This is a genomic window from Corynebacterium aurimucosum, from assembly GCF_030408555.1.
GTDB lineage: Bacteria > Actinomycetota > Actinomycetes > Mycobacteriales > Mycobacteriaceae > Corynebacterium > Corynebacterium aurimucosum.
The window spans coordinates 2,243,157-2,264,765 of sequence record NZ_CP047048.1 but is presented as its reverse complement, the minus strand read 5'-3'; the positions used below and the strand labels follow the sequence as shown (position 1 = coordinate 2,264,765).

14 protein-coding genes, 5 tRNA genes and 3 rRNA genes are annotated in these 21,609 nt (G+C 57.5%); 14 read left to right on the top strand and 8 right to left on the bottom strand.

From position 1 onward, the window contains the following. The first annotated feature begins 2 nt into the window (after positions 1-2). Positions 3-75 (top strand) — tRNA-Lys (locus CAURIM_RS10760). A 66-nt stretch (positions 76-141) separates the two neighbouring features. On the opposite strand, the gene CAURIM_RS10755 is transcribed toward CAURIM_RS10760, so the two are convergent. Further along, positions 142-474, bottom strand: a complete 333-nt coding sequence (locus tag CAURIM_RS10755) for a metal-sensitive transcriptional regulator (RefSeq protein WP_070730075.1) — start codon at positions 472-474, stop codon at positions 142-144. An 83-nt stretch (positions 475-557) separates the two neighbouring features. Here CAURIM_RS10755 and CAURIM_RS10750 point away from each other — a divergent pair. Both CAURIM_RS10750 and CAURIM_RS10745 read left to right on the top strand, forming a co-directional pair. Then, positions 558-633, top strand: a tRNA-Glu gene (locus CAURIM_RS10750). A gap of 34 nt (positions 634-667) precedes the next feature. Continuing rightward, positions 668-744, top strand: a tRNA-Asp gene (locus tag CAURIM_RS10745). 144 nt (positions 745-888) lie between these two features. Here CAURIM_RS10745 and CAURIM_RS10740 read toward each other — a convergent pair. Then, a complete protein-coding gene (locus CAURIM_RS10740) occupies positions 889-2,100 on the bottom strand; it encodes an IS1249 family transposase (protein WP_201828073.1) in 1,212 nt (403 codons plus the stop codon). A gap of 352 nt (positions 2,101-2,452) precedes the next feature. Here CAURIM_RS10740 and CAURIM_RS10735 point away from each other — a divergent pair. The 3 genes from CAURIM_RS10735 to CAURIM_RS10725 all read left to right on the top strand — a co-directional run bounded on the left by CAURIM_RS10735 (position 2,453) and on the right by CAURIM_RS10725 (position 2,977). Continuing rightward, positions 2,453-2,526: transfer RNA gene (locus CAURIM_RS10735), tRNA-Asp, on the top strand. A gap of 20 nt (positions 2,527-2,546) precedes the next feature. Then, positions 2,547-2,619 (top strand) — tRNA-Phe (locus tag CAURIM_RS10730). Between the two features lie 55 nt (positions 2,620-2,674). Beyond that, positions 2,675-2,977 carry a GNAT family N-acetyltransferase gene (locus tag CAURIM_RS10725; protein ID WP_070645661.1) on the top strand — a complete coding sequence of 101 codons (303 nt, stop codon included), beginning with the start codon at positions 2,675-2,677 and terminating at the stop codon, positions 2,975-2,977. A gap of 18 nt (positions 2,978-2,995) precedes the next feature. On the opposite strand, the gene epsC is transcribed toward CAURIM_RS10725, so the two are convergent. Further along, the gene (gene epsC / locus CAURIM_RS10720) at positions 2,996-3,559 is read right to left on the bottom strand and encodes a serine O-acetyltransferase EpsC (protein WP_141740752.1); all 564 of its coding nucleotides are present in this window, start codon (positions 3,557-3,559) and stop codon (positions 2,996-2,998) included. 118 nt (positions 3,560-3,677) lie between these two features. After that, positions 3,678-4,616: a cysteine synthase A gene (cysK, locus tag CAURIM_RS10715; protein WP_290206601.1), complete on the bottom strand. Its 939-nt coding sequence runs from the start codon at positions 4,614-4,616 to the stop codon at positions 3,678-3,680. Positions 4,617-4,869: 253 nt separating this feature from the next. On the opposite strand from cysK, the gene ramA reads away from it, so the two are divergent. The 5 genes from ramA to rrf all read left to right on the top strand — a co-directional run bounded on the left by ramA (position 4,870) and on the right by rrf (position 12,856). Beyond that, entirely contained in the window at positions 4,870-5,709 is an 840-nt protein-coding gene (gene ramA, locus CAURIM_RS10710) for an acetate metabolism transcriptional regulator RamA (RefSeq protein WP_010189033.1), read from the top strand. 21 nt (positions 5,710-5,730) lie between these two features. Next, on the top strand, positions 5,731-6,999 hold the full coding sequence (gene murA / locus CAURIM_RS10705; protein ID WP_201829159.1) for a UDP-N-acetylglucosamine 1-carboxyvinyltransferase: 1,269 nt from the start codon (positions 5,731-5,733) through the stop codon (positions 6,997-6,999). Between the two features lie 573 nt (positions 7,000-7,572). Further along, positions 7,573-9,089, top strand: a 16S ribosomal RNA gene (locus tag CAURIM_RS10700). A 445-nt stretch (positions 9,090-9,534) separates the two neighbouring features. Further along, positions 9,535-12,611, top strand: a 23S ribosomal RNA gene (locus tag CAURIM_RS10695). Between the two features lie 127 nt (positions 12,612-12,738). Next, positions 12,739-12,856, top strand: a 5S ribosomal RNA gene (gene rrf, locus CAURIM_RS10690). Together the 16S, 23S and 5S rRNA genes form the textbook arrangement of a ribosomal RNA operon. A gap of 275 nt (positions 12,857-13,131) precedes the next feature. Here rrf and CAURIM_RS10685 read toward each other — a convergent pair. Together CAURIM_RS10685 and mgtE are read right to left on the bottom strand one after the other, a co-directional pair. Further along, positions 13,132-13,320 carry a hypothetical protein gene (locus tag CAURIM_RS10685; protein ID WP_236659385.1) on the bottom strand — a complete coding sequence of 63 codons (189 nt, stop codon included), beginning with the start codon at positions 13,318-13,320 and terminating at the stop codon, positions 13,132-13,134. 158 nt (positions 13,321-13,478) lie between these two features. Next, positions 13,479-14,843 carry a magnesium transporter gene (gene mgtE / locus CAURIM_RS10680; protein ID WP_070446076.1) on the bottom strand — a complete coding sequence of 455 codons (1,365 nt, stop codon included), beginning with the start codon at positions 14,841-14,843 and terminating at the stop codon, positions 13,479-13,481. Positions 14,844-14,928: 85 nt separating this feature from the next. On the opposite strand from mgtE, the gene CAURIM_RS10675 reads away from it, so the two are divergent. Further along, positions 14,929-15,831 carry a DUF2262 domain-containing protein gene (locus CAURIM_RS10675; protein WP_236659386.1) on the top strand — a complete coding sequence of 301 codons (903 nt, stop codon included), beginning with the start codon at positions 14,929-14,931 and terminating at the stop codon, positions 15,829-15,831. Here the strand turns inward: CAURIM_RS10675 and crtI are convergent. Both crtI and CAURIM_RS10665 read right to left on the bottom strand, forming a co-directional pair. Next, positions 15,828-17,342: a phytoene desaturase family protein gene (gene crtI, locus CAURIM_RS10670; RefSeq protein WP_201829165.1), complete on the bottom strand. Its 1,515-nt coding sequence runs from the start codon at positions 17,340-17,342 to the stop codon at positions 15,828-15,830. The two genes, CAURIM_RS10675 and crtI, sit on opposite strands and share 4 nt — an antisense overlap. 5 nt (positions 17,343-17,347) lie before the next feature. Further along, positions 17,348-18,205 (bottom strand): phytoene/squalene synthase family protein, encoded by an 858-nt coding sequence (locus CAURIM_RS10665; RefSeq protein WP_201829167.1) that lies wholly within the window; start codon positions 18,203-18,205, stop codon positions 17,348-17,350. A gap of 93 nt (positions 18,206-18,298) precedes the next feature. Between CAURIM_RS10665 and CAURIM_RS10660 the strand changes: the two genes are divergently transcribed. Further along, positions 18,299-19,039: an ABC transporter ATP-binding protein gene (locus CAURIM_RS10660; protein WP_070446086.1), complete on the top strand. Its 741-nt coding sequence runs from the start codon at positions 18,299-18,301 to the stop codon at positions 19,037-19,039. 3 nt (positions 19,040-19,042) lie between these two features. Next, a complete protein-coding gene (locus tag CAURIM_RS10655; protein ID WP_201829169.1) occupies positions 19,043-21,589 on the top strand; it encodes an ABC transporter permease in 2,547 nt (848 codons plus the stop codon). The last annotated feature ends 20 nt before the right edge of the window (positions 21,590-21,609 follow it).

Below are 21,609 nucleotides of genomic sequence, written 5' to 3'. Positions count from 1 at the left end.
TTGGGCCTTTAGCTCAGTTGGTAGAGCTACGGACTTTTAATCCGCAGGTCGCGGGTTCGAGCCCCGCAGGGCCCACAAAAAGAGCCGCCTTCGGGCGGCTCTTTTTTGGTTTTGGGGCCCACGTGCAGGGCCGGGTTAGGGCTAGCTCTTAACGAGCTTCCTGATAGCCCGCATGGCCTCCTCGAGCTTCTCTGTGGCTACTTGCCCGTCTTCTGCGGCTGCTCCCGCTACGCAGTGTTCTATGTGGTCCTCCAAGAGCGCCAGGGAGACATTCTCGAGCGCGGAGGTTACCGCCGAGATCTGCGTGATGATGTCAATGCAGTATTGGTCCTCGGTGATCATGCGGTGGATGCCGCGGGTTTGCCCTTCGATGCGCTTGAGGCGCGCTAAGTATTTCGCCTTTTGATCGTCATTGGAGTTGTAGCCGTGTACACCCGGCTCATGGCAGGAACAGGTATCTCGCTGGTCAGTCATAGTTTTTCACCTTTCTGCCGGGGCGATTTGGTTAAGTAAGGATGTCTCCAGTATATTTTTACAAAGTTGCCTCAAGGCAACGGGCCCCCATCGTCTAGCGGCCTAGGACACCGCCCTTTCACGGCGGCGGCACGGGTTCGAATCCCGTTGGGGGTACCAACACCTTTGTGTTGGCACACAAGTAAATATATATGGCCCTGTGGCGCAGTTGGTTAGCGCGCCGCCCTGTCACGGCGGAGGTCGCGGGTTCAAGTCCCGTCAGGGTCGCCATATTCAAGCCTCGAGGCATTGTTAGAGAAACAAGCCTCGGGGCTTGCGTCGTTTTGTCTCCGTCAGCGATTAATCCTGCTGGGGCTTAAGGGACATTTCGTGTGGATTTGCGGCGTGTCGCACTAAGGGACATTTCGTGTGGATTTAGGAGCGTCCGGCCCAGCCTTTTCTTATGCCTAAGCTGGGGTTCCATTCGCTGTCGATGTGGATGTCGTATGTGGCTGGTCGCCCGTCTGGGTGGCCGCGTCGTGTGAGTTCTTCTCTTGCCCAGGCTGCGCGTGCTGCTTTTTCTCCTTGGCGTCCGAAGTCTTGTTGCTTGGCTAACTCCAGTGGCGCTACAGGGTCTTCGGTGTGGGTGTAGAGCCACCAGTCCATGGTGATGCGCTGATGCTCATCGAACATGCCACGATGGTTTCCGGCTAAGTCTTTGAGTTGTTTGTTGATGCCGCCTTCCAGCAGGTTCGTGGTGGCTTTTAAGTCTTGCGTGACACCTTCAGGCGGGTCAAGGAAGGTAAATAATTGTCCGGCGTGGATGAGCTTTTCTAGCCGTTTTAGAGCCCTGCGGGCGTTGCGGTGGGTGTACCACCATTTCTGGTTGGGGCTGACCCATTTCGGTACTTGGCCTGCCGGTATAGCACTGCGGTAGGTTCGCTCTTTAAGCCAATCAGCAAAGGTAATGCGGGTGTGGTGGACTGCAGCTGTAAACCGCGCAGCATCTTCACGGTTGCGTACTTGGACAAGCATGTAGCCCAGTTTCCGGATTGCTTTATGCGCTGGGTGAATCGGGTTGCGGCTGATATCAGCAAAAGTGTTGCGCTGGACGTGAACTAGGCAGCGCTGAATGGCAACGTCGGGCCATTTAGTGCGCAGTGCCTTGAGCGCTCCGCCTGCCCCGTCGGTGGTGACGATGAGTGGTTGCGCGATTTTGTCGAGCAGTTTCAGGTACTCGTATGAGCTTTCACGCAGGCACCAATGCCAGGCGATGACGTGTGTATTGGTGCAGGCTACCAACAGGCATTTCTTGTGAAAGTAGGTGCCGTCGATAAAGACCTGATCGTAAACACGATAGGGGTCAGAAGAAGTGGGCACGGTGATAAACCACAGCAGCTTAAACCACCGGGTCAAAGTCCGCCTTGTTACCCCAAGGCGCTTGGCTAAATGGTCTGCAGATTCGCCGGAGAGAATCCAGTCAATAAAGATTTTGAAATGCCGAATCTCGCTGGCGTGTGCGCGGGTATTAATCGATGAAACGTTGCATTTAGGACATAGCCAGCGTTGGGTTCCTGCCGCGGTCTTGCCGTTCTTAACCAGTCCATGGCCGCACACGTCACACGACGGCCGATTCCTATTAGCCATAGGAATTGGCCTTACCGCACCAGCAGCAGTCCTCCTATCACAGACCTAGGACTATCCAGTGTTGATTTCACAGATCGGGCCGTTGGAACCGATCCAAAATCAAGATCACCGCATTATCCCAGGCTGCCCCAGGAATCCGTATCGGTTTATCCACACGAAATGTCCCTTAAGCCCCTGCTGGCGCATGCCGCCGGTGGAGCGGGAAAGCTTATAGGTCTAGGTGCTGTGGGGTGGGCTGTATACCGAGGTCTAGTGCACGGTAAAACTGAGTCTGACGTGCTGATTTGCTGTGCTTATCTAGCTGTGTGTAGAGTACTTATTCGTGCCCAGCGCACAAGAGAAAACTAAAAATGGCCCTGTGGCGCAGTTGGTTAGCGCGCCGCCCTGTCACGGCGGAGGTCGCGGGTTCAAGTCCCGTCAGGGTCGCCGAAGTCCTAGTGGCTTCTGGCCAGATAGCTCAGTCGGTAGAGCACACGCCTGAAAAGTGTGGGGTCGCCAGTTCGATCCTGGCTCTGGCCACAAGATAGCCCCCTCCATTTTTGGAGGGGGCTTTTTTGGTGCATTTTTTGGTTTAATGGGCGGCATGACTACTTCTGTTGCGCACCAAACCGATCAATCCCGCTTCGTTATTACCGTCGATGGCGAGGAAGCGGGTTTTGCCGAATACAGTGACTCCGCAGCCACGCGCGAGTTCACGCACACGGAAATCTCTGAGGCCTTTCAAGGCCAAGGCCTGTCCAAGCCGCTCATTAAGGCGGCGTTGGATGATGACTCGACGGTAGGCCGCCAAGTCATCCCAACGTGCAGTGCCGTAGCGCGGTTTATTGAGAAGAACCCTGAATACCAGCGTCTGACTAAGCGTGAGGGCAGCCTCTAAGGACAGGCTCTGGGGCTCTTAGATGTAGTAGTCCGGGTCCACCAGCTTGATGCGCTCATTCTTCTTGCGAGGACGGTTCTTAGCCGGAATACCCGTAGCGGTGTGATTAGCGGGCACATCCTTCGTCACCACGGCGTTAGCGCCTACTGCGGAGCCTTCGCCGATGGTGATGGGGCCTAGTACCTTGGCGCCGGCACCGATGGTCACGTTGTCCCCGATCGTTGGGTGGCGCTTGGTCTGCGTGAGCACCTGGCCGCCGAGCGTGACCCCGTGGTAGAGCATCACGCCATCGCCGATTTCGGCGGTTTCACCAATAACGATGCCCATGCCGTGGTCAATGAAGAAACGGCGGCCGATGGTGGCACCAGGGTGGATCTCAATACCGGTGAAGAAGCGGTTTACTTGTGCCAGGATACGTGCGGGGCCGCGCCAACCATGCTTCCACATGCGGTGGGCGATGCGGTGCGCCCAAATAGCGTGGAGGCCGGAATAGACCACGGCATTCTCGACGTCGCCGCGCGCGGCCGGGTCATGCTCGCGCGCGTTGGCGAGGTCTTCACGAATCATCTTCAAGATGTGCATGCGAACCATCCTATCCAGAAAGAAAAAGCGCCCCCTAGCACAGAGGGCGCTTTTATTCGGAGGCTCATCACGGAGCCGTGCTTGGCGACGTCCCGCGGAGAGCCATGTTGACTATTCCTTAAGCTTCGCGGATGTCCTCGAAGAGAATGGTGGAGACGTAGCGCTCACCAAAGTCCGGGGCGACAACGACGATGGTCTTGCCCTTAAACTCGTCACGAGCGGCCAGCTTGAGTGCTGCAGAGACGTTGGCGCCGGAGGAAATACCAACGAGCAGGCCTTCTTCGGTAGCCAGCTTGCGGGCGGTGGACACGGACTCTTCGGTGGTTGCGGTAAGAACCTCGTTGAGGATCTCACGGTCCAAAACCTCTGGGACGAAGTTAGCGCCGATGCCCTGAATCTTGTGCGGGCCAGCCTTGCCCTCGGACAGAACAGGGGAATCGGAGGGCTCTACGGCTACGAGGTAGGTATCCGGGTTCTGAGAGCGCAGGTAGCGACCAACACCGGTGACGGTGCCGCCGGTTCCGACGCCAGCCACGAAGGCGTCAACCTTGCCCTCGGCGTCCTCCCAGATTTCAGGACCGGTGGTTGCCTCGTGGATCTTTGGGTTGGCTTCGTTGGCGAACTGGGAAGCCAGGATGGCATTGGGGGTTTCGGCGATAATCTCGTTGGCCTTCTCTACAGCGCCCTTCATGCCCGCAGCGCCCGGGGTGAGGACGATCTCTGCTCCATAAGCGCGCAGCAGAACCTTGCGCTCGTTGGACATGGTCTCCGGCATGGTGAGGATGACCTTGTAACCTTGGGCGGCGCCGACGAGTGCCAAGCCGATACCGGTGTTGCCGGAAGTGGCCTCGACGATGGTGCCGCCTGGCTTCAGCTCGCCGGATTCTACGGCGGTGTCGACAATCGCCTTGGCGATGCGATCCTTGACGGAATTTGCGGGGTTGAAGGACTCAACCTTCACGAGGACCTCAGCGCCGAGGCCTTCGGTTAGGCGGTTGAGGCGGACGAGCGGGGTGCCGCCGATGGTCTCGAGAATGTTGTCATATACAGCCACGATGTGGACTCCTTGAAAATAACTTCTGATGTACAGCAGACACCTTACACCCCAACGGTAGACAGAGTGGTATATAAATTCTGAACCGAGCATTCGGGCATCGTATGTGGGATTCGGGGTGGAGGAGAAGGGTGGGCCGTGATTTAGAATTACCCCCGTCGGCCGGTTATACTTCGCAAATAGTGTTCACCTACCCCCGTTTCAGGCGGGGAATGTGGGTGCACCTGCTGGTTACCCCCGAGTAAGAGAGAGTCTCATGGAGCCGCACCGACTCAAGGATGACGACGAAGCCGTACGCGCAGCGCTCTCGTCGCTGAAGACTGCAACGGGAATCCCCGTCACGATGTACGGAACCTTGCTGCCGGATAATCGCCTGCAGATTACCCAGTGGGTAGGTCTGCGGACCCCGGCTTTGCAGAACTTGGTGATTGACGCGAACGTGGGCGTCGGCGGGCGCGTTGTTAGTACTCGCCGCGCGGTTGGTGTTTCCGATTACACCCGCGCTACCACGATTAGCCATGAGAATGACCGCTATATTCAAGACGAAGGCCTGCACTCCATCGTGGCGGTCCCAGTTACCGTTCAGCGTGAGATCCGTGGAGTCCTCTATGTCGGTGTTCATTCGCCGGTGCGCTTGGGTGACAAGGTGATCGAGGAGGTCACCATGACTGCCCGCTGCCTCGAGCAGGATTTGGCGGTTAATTCCGCACTGCGCCGGGCCGATGGTGGTAAGGGTGGTGCTGCGCGCGGCCATGTGATGAACGGTGCCGAATGGGAGCAGGTGCGCTCGACGCACTCCAAGCTGCGGATGCTGGCTAACCGCGTCAATGATGAAGACCTTCGCAAGGAGCTTGAGGCACTGTGTGATCAGATGGTCTCTCCGGTCCGTGTGAAGCAGTCCACCAAGCTGTCCGCGCGCGAACTCGATGTTCTTTCTTGCGTCGCCCTTGGCCATACCAACGTTGAGGCTGCCGAGGAGATGGGCATTGGTGCCGAAACTGTGAAGTCCTATCTGCGTTCTGTCATGCGCAAATTGGGTGCGCATACTCGCTATGAGGCGGTTAATGCGGCCCGTCGTATAGGCGCGTTGCCCTGATTGTAGGTAAGTTGGGTGGGCGTGAAAGACCAATTTATTGTCTCCGGTGGGGCGCGCCTGCAGGGCACCGTCAAGGTTGACGGTGCTAAAAACAGTGTGCTGAAGCTGATGGCTGCGGCACTGTTGGCGGAGGGCACCACCACGCTGACCAACTGTCCTGAGATTCTCGATGTCCCTCTAATGCGAAAGGTCCTTGAGGGCCTTGGCTGCACCGTGGAGATTGATGGCCACACCGTGCGCATCACCACCCCGGCCGAGCTGCACTCCAACGCGGACTTCGATGCGGTGCGTCAATTCCGCGCTTCCGTGTGTGTGCTGGGACCGTTGACCGCGCGCTGCGGTCACGCGAAGGTGGCATTGCCAGGCGGTGACGCCATCGGTTCCCGCCCCTTGGATATGCACCAGTCCGGGCTGGAGAAGATGGGTGCGCGCACACGCATCGAACACGGTGCTGTGGTGGCGGAAGCTGATCGTCTCCACGGGGCAAATATCCGGCTTGATTTCCCTTCCGTCGGCGCGACGGAGAACATTCTTACCGCCGCCGTGCTTGCTGATGGTGAAACTCAACTCCACAATGCCGCCCGCGAACCGGAGATCGTCGACTTGTGCACGATGCTCAAGGAGATGGGAGCCGATATCTCTGGGGAGGGGACATCCACCATCACCATTCGGGGAGTGGACAAGCTGCAACCAACAGAGCACGAGGTTATCGGCGACCGCATCGTTGCGGGTACCTGGGCCTATGCTGCTGTGATGACTCGCGGTGATATTACGGTGGGTGGCATTGCTCCTAAGCACCTGCACCTGCCGCTGGAAAAGCTCAAGTCTGCCGGCGCTGACATTGAGGACTATGTGAACGGTTTCCGGGTGCGCATGGACGGTCGCCCGAGCGCCGTGGATTATCAAACCCTGCCGTACCCCGGTTTCCCTACGGATCTTCAGCCTATTGCTATTGGTCTTTCCGCCGTGGCGGAAGGCACCTCCATCATTACGGAGAATGTCTTCGAATCGCGCTTCCGTTTCGTCGATGAGATGCTCCGCCTTGGCGCCGATGCCCAAGTTGATGGACACCACGTAGTCATCCGCGGGCAGGAGCGTCTGTCTTCGACGCATATCTGGAGTTCCGATATCCGCGCAGGCGCCGGGTTGGTGCTCTCTGCACTGTGTGCGGATGAGACGACCACCGTGCACGATGTCTTCCACATTGATCGCGGCTATCCCAACTTTGTGGAGAATCTCCAGGCCTTGGGCGCCACGATCGAGCGCACTCAGGAGGAAGAGCTCTACTAAGGCGCCGTGCTTGGCGACGTTTCCCCGGTTCAATCCCACGGTTGAACTGGGGATTTGTTGTTTGTTGGGGGTGTGCGTATATTTATCGAGGTCGCCGCGAGGTAGCCGGGAGGTTAACTGGTGGTAGATGTTCGGGCAATGGTTGTTCGGCGGGTTTGACTTTGGTTGAGCTTGTTGGGTAGTGTTGTTCGGGCCGCTGCAAGAGGGTTAACGTTTGGTTAATTTTTGTTGTGGTGTGCGGATGATGTTTGAGAACTCAATAGTGTGCCAATGTACTTTTTTGTTGGTTGATTTTATTTGTTTTGGCCGTGTTGTGCCGTATGTGTGGCACGGTTGGTGTATGCCGGATGGCGCTTTTCCTTTTAGCGGCGTCATTGTAAATAACATAAGTTGTTTGGGCGTATTGTTTAAAATCTTCTGACTGGGCCAGCCTCCTTGTATATCCCCGTCGGGTTGGGGGTTGGTTTTTGGATTTTTTCTTTATGTAATTTTTGGATAGCCAGTCCGTGTGGTGTGTTTGCATCATGCGGTGTGGTTTGTCTGTTTGTCTAGGTTTGGGCTTTTCACGGCCTTTTTGTGGAGAGTTTGATCCTGGCTCAGGACGAACGCTGGCGGCGTGCTTAACACATGCAAGTCGAACGGAAAGGCCAGTGCTTGCACTGGTACTCGAGTGGCGAACGGGTGAGTAACACGTGGGTGATCTGCCTTGCACTCTGGGATAAGCTTGGGAAACTGGGTCTAATACCGGATATGAACTGCCTTTAGTGTGGTGGTTGGAAAGTTTTTTCGGTGCAAGATGAGCTCGCGGCCTATCAGCTTGTTGGTGGGGTAATGGCCTACCAAGGCGTCGACGGGTAGCCGGCCTGAGAGGGTGTACGGCCACATTGGGACTGAGATACGGCCCAGACTCCTACGGGAGGCAGCAGTGGGGAATATTGCACAATGGGCGGAAGCCTGATGCAGCGACGCCGCGTGGGGGATGACGGCCTTCGGGTTGTAAACTCCTTTCGACAGGGACGAAGCGCAAGTGACGGTACCTGTATAAGAAGCACCGGCTAACTACGTGCCAGCAGCCGCGGTAATACGTAGGGTGCGAGCGTTGTCCGGAATTACTGGGCGTAAAGAGCTCGTAGGTGGTTTGTCGCGTCGTCTGTGAAATTCCGGGGCTTAACTTCGGGCGTGCAGGCGATACGGGCATAACTTGAGTGCTGTAGGGGAGACTGGAATTCCTGGTGTAGCGGTGAAATGCGCAGATATCAGGAGGAACACCGATGGCGAAGGCAGGTCTCTGGGCAGTTACTGACGCTGAGGAGCGAAAGCATGGGTAGCAAACAGGATTAGATACCCTGGTAGTCCATGCCGTAAACGGTGGGCGCTAGGTGTAGGGGGCTTCCACGTCTTCTGTGCCGTAGCTAACGCATTAAGCGCCCCGCCTGGGGAGTACGGCCGCAAGGCTAAAACTCAAAGGAATTGACGGGGGCCCGCACAAGCGGCGGAGCATGTGGATTAATTCGATGCAACGCGAAGAACCTTACCTGGGCTTGACATACACCAGATTGCTGCAGAGATGTAGTGTCCCTTGTGGTTGGTGTACAGGTGGTGCATGGTTGTCGTCAGCTCGTGTCGTGAGATGTTGGGTTAAGTCCCGCAACGAGCGCAACCCTTGTCTTATGTTGCCAGCATTTGGTTGGGGACTCATGAGAGACTGCCGGGGTTAACTCGGAGGAAGGTGGGGATGACGTCAAATCATCATGCCCCTTATGTCCAGGGCTTCACACATGCTACAATGGTCGGTACAACGCGCAGCGACACTGTGAGGTGGAGCGAATCGCTGAAAGCCGGCCTTAGTTCGGATTGGGGTCTGCAACTCGACCCCATGAAGTCGGAGTCGCTAGTAATCGCAGATCAGCAATGCTGCGGTGAATACGTTCCCGGGCCTTGTACACACCGCCCGTCACGTCATGAAAGTTGGTAACACCCGAAGCCAGTGGCCTAAACTTGTTAGGGAGCTGTCGAAGGTGGGATCGGCGATTGGGACGAAGTCGTAACAAGGTACCCGTACCGGAAGGTGCGGGTGGATCACCTCCTTTCTAAGGAGCTTTATTTGTGGCACCAGTTGGTGTCTTTAAGCATGTGAGTGTTTTCATGTGCGTGGTGGTTGAGTGAACGATTGTTTTGCTGCCACCGTTTGTTTAATCGGGTGGAGATACATCTTAACCAGAATGGTTGACTAACATTTTTTAAAAGTACGTGGTGCATTGTTGGGTGTCTGGGGCATTGTTCCCTGGTTGTTTAACCCACATGAGCTTGATGGTCAGAGTGCTTAATGTTCTGGTTGTTGGGCTGGTGTGGGGTGTTGTGTGAGAACTGTATAGTGGACGCGAGCATTAAACCATATGCTTGCTGCTGATACGTGCTTTGTGCGTGTGTTGGTGGTGGGTTGTGGTTTGTGTGATTTCTTTGTTCTTTTGTGTTTTGTGTGTTCACACCAACACTGTCTTCTGCTGCTTTTGTGGTGGTTGCCTTGTTGGTTGTGTGTTCGTTATTTAGGGCGCATGGTGGATGCCTTGGCATGCTGAGCCGATGAAGGACGTGTAAGGCTGCGTTAAGCCTCGGGGAGTTGTCAATAAAGCGTTGATCCGAGGATGTCCGAATGGGGAAACCTGGCACCTGTTATGGGGTGTTACCCTTCAGTGAATTCATAGCTGTTGTGGGGGTTTACGCGGGGAAGTGAAACATCTCAGTACCCGTAGGAGAAGAAAATAAAATATGATTCTGCTAGTAGTGGCGAACGAACGTGGATGAGGCTAAACCGTGTGCATGTGATACTTGGTAGGGGTTGTGTGTGCGGTGTTGTGGGCCCCAATGGAAGCCAGCTACCACTGGTTTGCTTGTGTGTTGTTGTTAGGTGAAGTGGTGTGGAAACGCCTACCGTAGAGGGTGATAGTCCCGTAGTTGAAGGCTGCAATGCATGGGTTGTTGGGTTGCCCGAGTAGCAGCGGGCTCGTGGAATCTGCTGTGAATCTGCCGGGACCACCCGGTAAGCCTAAATACTCAGTGTGACCGATAGTGTATGAGTACCGTGAGGGAATGGTGAAAAGTACCCCGGGAGGGGAGTGAAATAGTTCCTGAAACCATGTGCTTACAATCCGTCAGAGCACTTTTTGTTGTGTGATGGCGTGCCTTTTGAAGAATGAGCCTGCGAGTCAGCGGCATGTCGCGAGGTTAACCCGTGTGGGGTAGCCGTAGGGAAACCGAATCCTAATGGGGTGTTTTGAGTGGCGTGTCCTGGACCCGAAGCGGGGTGATCTACCCATGGCCAGTGTGAAGCAGTAGTAAGATGCTGTGGAGGCGCGAACCCACGTAGGTTGAAAACTGCGGGGATGAGCTGTGGGTAGGGGTGAAAGGCCAATCAAACTCCGTGATAGCTGGTTCTCCCCGAAATGCATTTAGGTGCAGCGTCGCATGTAGCTTGGTGGAGGTAGAGCTACTGGTTGGTTGAGCGGGACTACAATCTTAGCAATGTCAGCCAAACTCCGAATGCCATCAATTGTGTTGTGCGGCAGTGAGACTGTGGGGGATAAGCTTCATAGTCGAGAGGGAAACAGCCCAGATCGCCGGTTAAGGCCCCTAAGGGTGTGCTAAGTGGAAAAGGATGTGGGATCGCGAAGACAGCCAGGAGGTTGGCTTAGAAGCAGCCATCCTTGAAAGAGTGCGTAATAGCTCACTGGTCGAGTGGTCCTGCGCCGACAATGTAGTGGGGCTCAAGCACACCGCCGAAGCCGCGGCAAACTTTTTTGTTTGGGTAGGGGAGCGTCGTGCATGTGTTGAAGCGTTACCGTAAGGAGGCGTGGAGTGTGTGCGAGTGAGAATGCAGGCATGAGTAACGAATTGGAAGGTGAGAATCCTTCCCGCCGGATGACTAAGGGTTCCTGGGTCAAGTTCGTCTTCCCAGGGTGAGTCGGGACCTAAGGCGAGGCCGACAGGCGTAGTCGATGGATAACCAGTTGATATTCTGGTACCCGTATATCCGCGCCCATGATAAAGCACTGATACTAACCACCGCGGATACGGATTGTGCACTCTTTGAGTGTGTGGTTTGTTGATGTCGTGGGGCCTGATGTGTGGTTCAAGTGATGGGGTGACACAGTGTAGTAGCCATGCCGCTTAGTGGATTGTTGGTGTAAGCGTGTGAGGTGGTGTGTAGGTAAATCCGCGCACCGTTAAACCTGAGGCGTGATGCGTAGCCCAAGTGTGGGTGAAGTTGGTGATCTAGTACTGTCGAGAAAAGCCTCTAGCGATGTGGATGTATGGCCCGTACCCTAAACCGACACAGGTGGTCAGGTTGAAAATACTAAGGCGTTCGGGTGAACTGTGGTTAAGGAACTCGGCAAAATGCCCCCGTAACTTCGGGAGAAGGGGGACCACACGACTTAAGCACTCTTTGCGAGTGTGGTGGGTTGTGGGGTCGCAGAGAATAGAGGGAAGCGACTGTTTATCAAAAACACAGGTCCATGCGAAGACGTGAAGTTGATGTATATGGACTGACGCCTGCCCGGTGCTGGAAGGTTAAGAGGACCGGTTAGTAGTCTTTTGGCTGCGAAGCTGAGAATTTAAGCCCCAGTAAACGGCGGTGGTAACTATAACCATCCTAAGGTAGCGAAATTCCTTGTCGGGTAAGTTCCGACCTGCACGAATGGCGTAACGACTTCTCTGCTGTCTCAACCACAGGCCCGGTGAAATTGCACTACGAGTAAAGATGCTCGTTACGCGCGGCAGGACGAAAAGACCCCGGGACCTTCACTATAGCTTGGTATTGGTGTTCGGTTCGGTTTGTGTAGGATAGGTGGGAGACTATGAAGCGGCCACGCTAGTGGTTGTGGAGTCGTTGTTGAAATACCACTCTGATCGGATTGGATGTCTAACCTTGGCCCATGATCTGGGTTGGGGACAGTGCCTGGTGGGTAGTTTAACTGGGGCGGTTGCCTCCCAAAATGTAACGGAGGCGCCCAAAGGTTCCCTCAGCCTGGTTGGCAATCAGGTGGTGAGTGTAAGTGCACAAGGGAGCTTGACTGTGAGACAGACATGTCGAACAGGGACGAAAGTCGGGACTAGTGATCCGGCACCTACTTGTGGATGTGGTGTCGCTCAACGGATAAAAGGTACCCCGGGGATAACAGGCTGATCTTCCCCAAGAGTCCATATCGACGGGATGGTTTGGCACCTCGATGTCGGCTCGTCGCATCCTGGGGCTGGAGTAGGTCCCAAGGGTTGGGCTGTTCGCCCATTAAAGCGGCACGCGAGCTGGGTTCAGAACGTCGTGAGACAGTTCGGTCTCTATCCGCCGCGCGCGTTGAAACTTGAAGAAGGCTGTCCCTAGTACGAGAGGACCGGGACGGACGTACCTCTAGTGTGCCAGTTGTTCCGCCAGGAGCATCGCTGGTTGGCTACGTACGGAAGGGATAACCGCTGAAAGCATCTAAGCGGGAAGCCTGTTTTAAGATGAGGTTTCGTATTTGAGGTCCCCCACAGACGATGGGGTTGATAGGCCAGACCTGGACGCACCGCAAGGTGTGAAGGCTACTGGTACTAATAGACCAAAACAAACACACACACTCCTTTTCGAGTGTGGAAACAACAAACACAACAAAGACACAATTATTCACACTGTCGCTTGCGTCCACTACACAGTATCTGACACAACACACCCAACCAGGCACAAAGATGCCTCGAGTGTTTGTCGGTGGCCTATAGCAGCAGGGAAACGCCCGGACCCATTCCGAACCCGGAAGCTAAGCCTGCTAACGCTGATGGTACTGCAACCGGGAGGTTGTGGGAGAGTAAGAAACCGCCGACACCAAACAAAACAACAACTCAATACACAACAAAGAGAGACCGTTGAAACACTACTGTTTCAACGGTCTCTCTCTTTTCGTTTTGCGGTGTTCACCGTCCCCCACAACAACAAAAAAAGGGGGCGGGCCCAGCATTAACCCGTTGATGGCACCTTTAAACCATCTACGGTGCTGCGCTAGCAGCCGACTGAACCCCACGTCCAAAGACACCCAAAAATACAGACCCGAAAGTACAGGTAGGGGCCTGCGCTCTTTACGTGCTGCTGCACCTAAGCCTCTAAGAGGCAGCCGTGAGGCGGCTGACTGCCTCCCGGATGACCTCAGGGCGCTTGCAGAAAGCAAAGCGCACCTTGCACTTCCACGGTTCCGGGTTGTCCGTGAAAGCGGCTAGCGGGATGGCGGCCACGCCCTTCGTTTCGGGCAGCTGCATGCAGAAGTCAATGCCGCTTAAGCCGGTAGAAGACACATCGGCAACCACATAGTAAGTGCCGCCGGTGCCATACAGGTGGAAGCTCGGCTGCTCTAGCGCGCGCCAGGGACTGTGTCCAGGAAGATGGTGAGGCTCTAGCGCGGCCGCAGTTAGTTAGGCAGGTCGCGCGATGGAGCTTAGCGGGTCTTATCGGACTAGATGCCCAACACCGATTTTGCGATGAAGAAGTAGATAATCAAGCCCGTCGCGTCACAGAACGTGGAGATGAACGGGTTAGAAAACACAGCAGGGTCCGCACCAACCGTCTTGGCCACAATCGGCATGAGCCCGCCAACGGTCGCTGACATCGAGCAAATAAGAAACAGGGTGGAGCCGATCACGATACCGATATCGAGGCCGTAGACCACCGTCGCCAAGACGAGACCAGCCAGTCCGAGTACGGCGCCGAGCAGCATTCCGACGCGCAGCTCGCGCCACATTACGGAAAGGAGGTCGCGCGTTCGGACGTCGCCAAGCGCGAGCGCACGGGTCACTGTAGTAGCCGCCTGGTTTCCTGTATTGCCGCCCGTGCCAGTGAGGAGGGGGATAAACAGAGAAAGTACGACCGCCTTGGCCAGGGTGTCCTCGAAGGAATCGAGAACCCGCACGGTCAACAACGCTGACACAGCGAGCACGAGCAGCCAGAGAATGCGGGAGCGAACGAGCTTGAGCAACGGCGTCGACAAGTAAGGCTGCTGGAGCGCTTCCGTACCACCGGAACGAGCCGAGTCCTCGCTGTCCGCTTCCTCCATGATGTCCGTGGCATCGTCCCACGTAAGAAGACCAACGAGGCGGTGGGAATCATCCACAATCGGCAGCGCCAGCATATCGAGGGGCAGGAACCACCGTACGGTTTCTTCAGCGTCAGCAGTCGCCCGCGCATAAACCGGTTCCTTCATGATGTCCTCAATGAGCACGCCCCTCTTCGCCGTGAAGAGATCGCGCAGGCTTACGACGCCCACCAGGCGACGGTCCTTGCGCGTCACCGGAACGGTATAGATGGTCTCCAGTTCATCGGCGGTATCGCGTAGTGTGCGCAGGGCATCTTCCATGCTCATTTCCGGGTGAATGTCGGGCACCTCTGGCGACATACGACGGCCGACGGAGCCCTTCGTGTAGCCAAGGATCACTCCGGTGACATCGCGCTGCGTCTGGGTTAGTGAGCGGAGGAGGCGATCCGCAATCTCGGCGGGCAGCTCATCCAAGAGCGCCACGCGGTCTTCGGGATCCAACTCGTCGAAGAATTCATAAACATCGGCATTCCCCAGCTCATCAATGATGTCCGCCTGGTGCTTTGCATCGAGCGCATCAAAGACCGCGATGGACTTTTCCCGTGGCAGCAGGCGGAGGGCTAGCGCAGCGCGGAGCGCATTCTGGCGCTCTACAATCGCGATGAGCTCTTGACGGGGAACGCGAGCTAAGAGTTCCTGGAGGCGAGGGGCCTTTTTAGGATCAATAGCGTCTTCTTGCTTCAGCCATGCCTCTACGGTCTCGCTGGCCTGTTCAATAGTTTCTGCCATCGCTTCGCCTTTCCACTCGACGTCAACCTCCTCAGACTACGCTATGCAGCGCTGCACGGCCTTTTCGCAGATGTACTATTGCGACATGCTTTCCCTCTACCGTGAATTTTCGGACCATGACGTTGTTAAAACGATACTGAGCTTCGAAGAAACTGAGTTTCTCTTCGTCGTGGCAGCCGCGCCGAAGAAATCGGTGAGTGATGATCCTTATGCTGAGGACAAAACGCACATTCAGCTCATGAGCTTGCCTGGAGTTGCTTTAAAGCTGTTGCCGGAAGGCGAGCTGATTACTGGCGACATCGCAGTGCGCTATCCGCAGCTCTTCCAGACAGTCGCAGGAAAAACGCTGTGGGATCCGCGTGAAATTACAGAACTTGAGCCTTTCAGGGTGTTTCATGCTCGGGGTAGCCACCACTTCCACGAGAGGAGCAAAGAGCACTATGTCGATATCTGGGAGATTCTTCCAGATGTAGCCGATGCAGCCATGGAGCAGCTTCTTGCCCGGATTGACGTTCCGGTAGAGCTTGATTCCACATTCGGTCCGTTGGTGCTCGACCGCTGTACAGATACATTCGAAGGCAGAGCAGAAGAACTCGGAGTTGATATCAGCATCGTGCATGAAGGGGAGGAGCTTCTTCTCGCGGAGAGTACGAATCTCAAGCGAAAATTCAAGGCACCGCTCTCTGTGATCAACAAGGTGCTCAGTTCCGAGTTCCTCGAGGCGGCCCAGCGCTTTGCTGCTGCAAAGGCCCTCCGAGCCGCCAACCGTTGGCGCCACGACGTTGCCGTGTCCGAGGGCAATAGTGTCCCGGCGCCGGAACTTACTACCAGCGACGTATACGCCAAACTCACTCCCGTTGCCGTTGAGGTTCCTCAACGTGGCAACCTCAGCGTCGAGTTTGATGATGGCTATCTTTTTGGCGGTCACCCCGTAACAGTGAAGGTAAGACGCAACGGTAAGCCTGCATCCCTTGAGCTCGATGCTTAGTACTGTTCACGCATCCGCGTGAGGACGTTGTGGGCCGAAATCAGGCACATGGGCACGCCCACGCCCGGGACCGTGGTGCCACCGGCGTAGTACAGGTTGGGCAGCTTACGGGATTGGTTCCGGCCCCGGAAGAATGCGGACTGGCGCAGCGTATGGGCAGGGCCTACGGCGCCGCCGGACCAGGAATTGTACTGCTCGGCAAAGTCGGCGGGGCCGAGCGTGCGCTTGACGACGACCCTCTCCTCCAGATCCTCAATCCCCATCCAGGACCCCAGCTGCGCCACGGCAGCACGGGCGATGGCGCTAACGCGGGGAGATTCCGCAGCGCCGTAGGCATCGCCATGGCCGTAGGATTCTTCTGCCGGAACGGGAATGAGGATGAAGAGATTCTCGTAGCCTTCCGGAGCCACACTGGAATCGGTGGCAGAGGTTTTTGAAACATAGATCGACTCCGAGGAACCCAACGGCCGCAACGGCTCAGGGCCGTGGTAGACGGCCCTAAAATCGGGGGTCCAGTCTGTGCTGAATAGCAGCGTATGGTGTGCCAGCTGCGGAAGGGCACCCTTCACACCGAGGAAGACTAAAACGGTGCCTAGGCCAGGGTCACGGTGGGCAAAGTAGCGTTCCGGGTATGTTTGCAGGTCCGTGGGAAGCAGAGCGGTTTCTGTGTGGTGCAGGTCAGCGGCGGAGACGATGGCGTCGGCGGGGATCATGCGGCCGTCGTCAAGCGTGACGCCCGTCGCGCGCCCGTGCGCGTGGTTGATTGCTACCACCGCTGTGCCAAGCTCGAAGGTGGCGCCGGCTGCTTGCCTCGCGATAGCGTCGACAACAGCCGCGAAGCCTCCTAAGGGGTAGCGCACGCCCTCCACCAAGTCCGTGTGGCTCATCAAGGAATACAGTGCCGGCGCGGCCTGTGGTTCGGTGGAGAGAAACACCGCGGGGTAAGTCAGGACCTGGCGCAGGCGGTAATCCTTAAACTGGGCGGCCACCAGCGCATCCAGCGAGCGAGTCAGCAGCAGCGCGAGCGTGCCCAGTCGGGTGAGGACGTCTTTGTTGAGAAGCTGCGTGGGGCGGGAGAAGGTGGTGTATAAGAAGTTGCGCAGGGCAATGGCGTATACGTCGGAGGCCCTGGAGAGGTACGCACGCACCTTGGCGCCAGCGCCCGGCTCCAAGGATTCAAAAAGCTCTGCTACGTTATCCACGCCCGTTTCTATATCGAGGGTCGCGCCGTCTTCGTTGATAACACGGTAGGCAGGGGAGAGGTCCACTAGGTCCAGCTCGCGCCCGGTACTGGTGCCGCAGGCGCGGAAAAACTCATCGAAGGCCTCCGGCATGAGGTACCACGAGGGGCCGGTATCGAAACGGAAGCCCTCCACGGCCAAGCTTCCCGCGCGTCCACCAACGCTGCGTTGCTTGTCGACGACCGTCACCCGCATCCCCTCCCGCAACAGCAAGGCAGCGGTGGCTAGGCCTGCAATACCAGCGCCGATGACAACAACATGTTTGCTCATGTTCTTTAACCTTTATTTCGTGCCGCGTGCGCTGCAGCGCGGCTGATGAGGACAGCTTTCCGCGCAGCGGGCACACTGACGCGGGTAGTCATGATCTCATGCGCAGGAGTGGCCTCGAGGAGATCCGTAAGCTCCGTGAAAAGAGCCGCCGCTGCGGCTACCCCCACCCTGGAGCCAAGGGGAAGCAGGTCCATGGCCGTGCGGGCATGGGCTAAGTCTTCGCGGATATCAGAAATGATCGCGGCCTTCGTTTCCTCATCGAGTTTGTCTGGCTCACGCAGCGTAGGAAAATAAGCGCGGCCCAGCTCAGTAGAGTCTTCGTGCAGGTCCCGCAAAAAGTTGATCTTCTGAAACGCGGCACCCAGGCGCTCCGCTCCTTCTTCGACGTCGTCAGGCCGAGGTGCACCGGCATAAAAAGTATCCAGGCATAGCAGCCCAATGACTTCTGCAGAGCCCCGAACATAGGCCTTAAAAGACTCCGCTGTGTGGGAGGTGCGCGTGAGGTCACAACGCATGGAGGCAAAGAACTCTGCAATGTGTTCGTCCTGGAACCCGCAGCGCCGCGCGGACAGCGCGTAGGCGTGCACGACCGGGTCGGCGTGAAAACGTTGGGAGGGGGCGTTGCGGATGGTGGTTTCGTAGGCGTCGAGAAGCAGGGCGGCGTCCTGGGGATCGAGCCCGGCGTCGACGATTTCATCGGCGGTGCGCACCATGGCGTATAAATTGCGGATATCCACCCGCACCCGGGGTGAAAGAAGTCGCGTGGCCAGGGAAAAACTGGTGGAGTAGTGGCGCATGATCTGAGCCGCGGCTGCTTCGGCACAGCGGTCATAATGTTCCAGAGCGGAAAGAGATGCGCGCATGGGGCATATTTTAGACCACACGCGTCACACATTTAACCCGAGGCAAGATAGGGTAGTGACGTTACTTTCCCCATCTATAAGGAGAACACGTCCATGACCACCCCAACGATGACTGCTGCGGCTCGCGCCGTTGACCTGTTCAAACAATACGGTCAGGGAGACACCGCAGTCACCGCGTTGGACCACGTCGACGTTGAGTTCGCGCGCAACACCTTCACCGCCATCATGGGCCCGTCGGGCTCCGGCAAATCCACCCTCATGCACACCATGGCGGGGCTCGATTCGGCGACGTCCGGTTCGGCCTTCATCGGTGACACCGATATGTCGCAGCTCAGTGACAAGGATATTACGGCCCTGCGCCGCGACCGACTGGGCTTCATCTTTCAGTCCTTCAACCTGGTGCCCACGCTGACTGCGGCAGAAAACATCACGCTGCCCACCGATATCGCTGGCCACAAGGTGGATAAAGAGTGGTTCGATGAGGTCACTTCCCGCCTAGGCTTGTCCGAGCGCTTGAATCACCGCCCAGCAGAGCTCTCCGGCGGCCAGCAACAGCGCGTGGCCTGCGCGCGGGCCCTGGTTTCGCGCCCCGAGATCATCTTCGGCGATGAGCCGACCGGCAACCTGGATTCGAACTCCTCCGCCGAGGTGCTCGACATTTTGCGCACCGCCGTGGACAAGGATGGTCAGACCGTCGTTATCGTCACGCACGATGCCAAGGCCGCCTCCTATGCAGACCGCGTGGTCTTTCTTGCCGATGGCCGCCTCGTGAATGAACTCACCAACCCAACCATGGAGTCCATCCACGCCGTGATGGCAGAAATCGAGGGCTAGAGCATGGCCACAAAGAACACCATGCGCACGGTGTCCGTGCGCAACATTCTCGCGCATAAGCTGCGTCTTGCCCTGACCCTGCTGGCGGTGGTGCTCGGCACCGCGTTCATCTCGGGTTCCTTCATGTTCACCAATTCACTCTCGAACACCTTCGACTCTGCGGTATCTACCGCGTTTACGGGCGTGGATGCGGCCGTGAGCCAGAAGGAGGGCGGCCCCAACCTCGATCAGAAGATGCGCGATGACATCGCCGCCGACCCCGATGTGCGCGCGGTGAACATGCAAAGCAGCCAGACGGTCGTGGTAGCAAACAAGGACGCCGAGGCCTTTCAAACCGGTGGGGGCATCTCCAGCGTGCAGCCCTACTACCCGGAGGAGCAGTCCGTCGGTGAGCCTGCCACGCTTGTCGACGGCTCTGAGCCGAACGGGACCGGCGAAGTCCTCATTAATGATTCCGCCGCTGAAGAGTTCGGTATCCACGTCGGCGATACTCTCCTCGTGGTCCACCCGGACCAGCGTGATGAGGTGAAGGTCGTGGGCGTCGTCAAGCCTGCGGTGGACCAAGGCCCCAGCCTGACCTTGCTCATGGGCCACGAGGCCTTCGTCGAGCGCTATGGCAATTCTGCCCAGTTGAAGGTCGCGGCGGCCGAGGGCGTCGATGCCGATGCCCTCGTGGACCACCTCAACGAGACCTTTGAGGTTAAGGCGGAATCTGGCCAGAAACTGGCCGATGAGATTTCGGATCAGATTTCCTCTGCCCTGAAATTCGTCAACTACTTCCTTATCGCTTTCGGCCTCATCGCGCTGTTGGTGGGCACGTTTATCATTGCGAATACTTTCTCGATGATCGTGGCTCAGCGCACCAAGGAGTTCGCACTCCTGCGTGCACTCGGCGCCTCCCGTGGGCAGATTACGCGCTCGGTGGTCACAGAGGCCTTCATCGTGGGCCTTGTGGGTTCTGCCGTGGGCGTGATCGCCGGCATGGGCCTGGTGGCACTCATCAAGGCAGTTTTTGAAGCCAAGGACATGCCCATGGGCGGCGGTCTGGGCCTGAGCGTTAGCGCAGTCGTCGTGCCGTTGCTTTTGGGTGCCGTGGTCACCATCATTTCCGCGTGGGCGCCGGCGCGCCGGGCGGGTGCGGTGAAACCCGTGGAGGCCATGCGCACCACCGAGTCTGCGGCTGGTTCTTCGTTGCTCGTGCGCAGCGTGCTGGGCGGGTTTCTGCTGGTTGTAGGCATCATCTTCGCGCTTGTCGGAGTGTTTGTTGATGCCTCCACAGGCTTCCGCGCCTCCCTCGTGGGCCTCGGTGCGCTCAACCTAATCCTTGGTTTCTTCCTTGCCGGCCCGGCCATCTCCCTGCCTATCGTTCCGGGGATCGGCCGCGTGGTTGGCGCGCCCTTTGGTGCGGTGGGCAAGCTGGCGTCGACGAATTCGGCGCGTAACCCGCGCCGAACCGCGGCTACCGCGTTCGCTCTCATGCTGGGCGTGGCGCTGGTGACCTCGATCGGCATGTTGGGTGCGACGATGAAAGCCTCGGTTGCCGATGCCGTCGAACAGGATGCCCACGCGGACTTCTTGCTGTCCGGTCCGACGTCCGGAAACTTCCCGACGCCGAACGAGACGGCGCAGCGTGCCCGCGATACCGAGGGCGCTGGCCAGGTCGTAGCGATGAGTACTGCGCCACTACAGGTGGATGGCCAGGCTTCGATGAATTATGGCCCGGAAATGTTGATAAGCCAGGTCATCGATGGCAACGCCGATGACATCCTCAACCTCACCGTGGTCGAAGGCGCCGTGAACACGGGCGAGGAGCCTGGCTTCATCGCCGAGGCCGGCTTGGCTGCGGAGCAGGGCTGGGAAGTCGGTCAGTCCTATGAGCTGGCCGGCCCGGATCCCTCCCGCACCGCGCAGGTGAAGCTCCTCGGCACGTATGAGCATTTTGAGATGCTTTCGGGTCTGGCCGTGTCCAAGTCCGCGGCGGAGGACGTTGTTGACCCCGGCAGTCTCGACGTCATGGTGGTCTCCGTGAATGCGGAAGAGGGCTATGACAAGGAGAAACTGCGCGCCAACCTGGAGAAGTCCGTCAAGGACCTCGTCGTGGTGCAGGTGCGCACCAGTGAGGAATACGCCGGCGAGGCTGCCGGCATGATTGACCAGATGCTCACGATTCTCTATGCGCTACTGGCTTTGGCCGTGGTCATTGCGGTCTTGGGCATTGTCAATACCCTCACGCTGGGCGTGATCGAACGCCGACAAGAAATCGGCATGCTGCGCGCGGTGGGTACCCAGCGCCGCCAGATCCGCACGATGGTCACCGTGGAATCGGTACAGATTGCCCTCTTCGGTGCGCTCATGGGCATCCTCATGGGCCTGGGGATGGGGTGGTCCTTCATCTCCGTGCTTTCCGACGAAGGCCTCGATACCGCGACGGTTCCGTGGTTGATGCTCGCGGTCATGTTCGTGGGCTCCGGAATCGTCGGTGTGCTGGCAGCGCTATGGCCAGCGCAGCGCGCGGCACAGACCCCACCGTTGGACGCCATCGCTGACTAGTACAGCCTGTGGCCGCACAA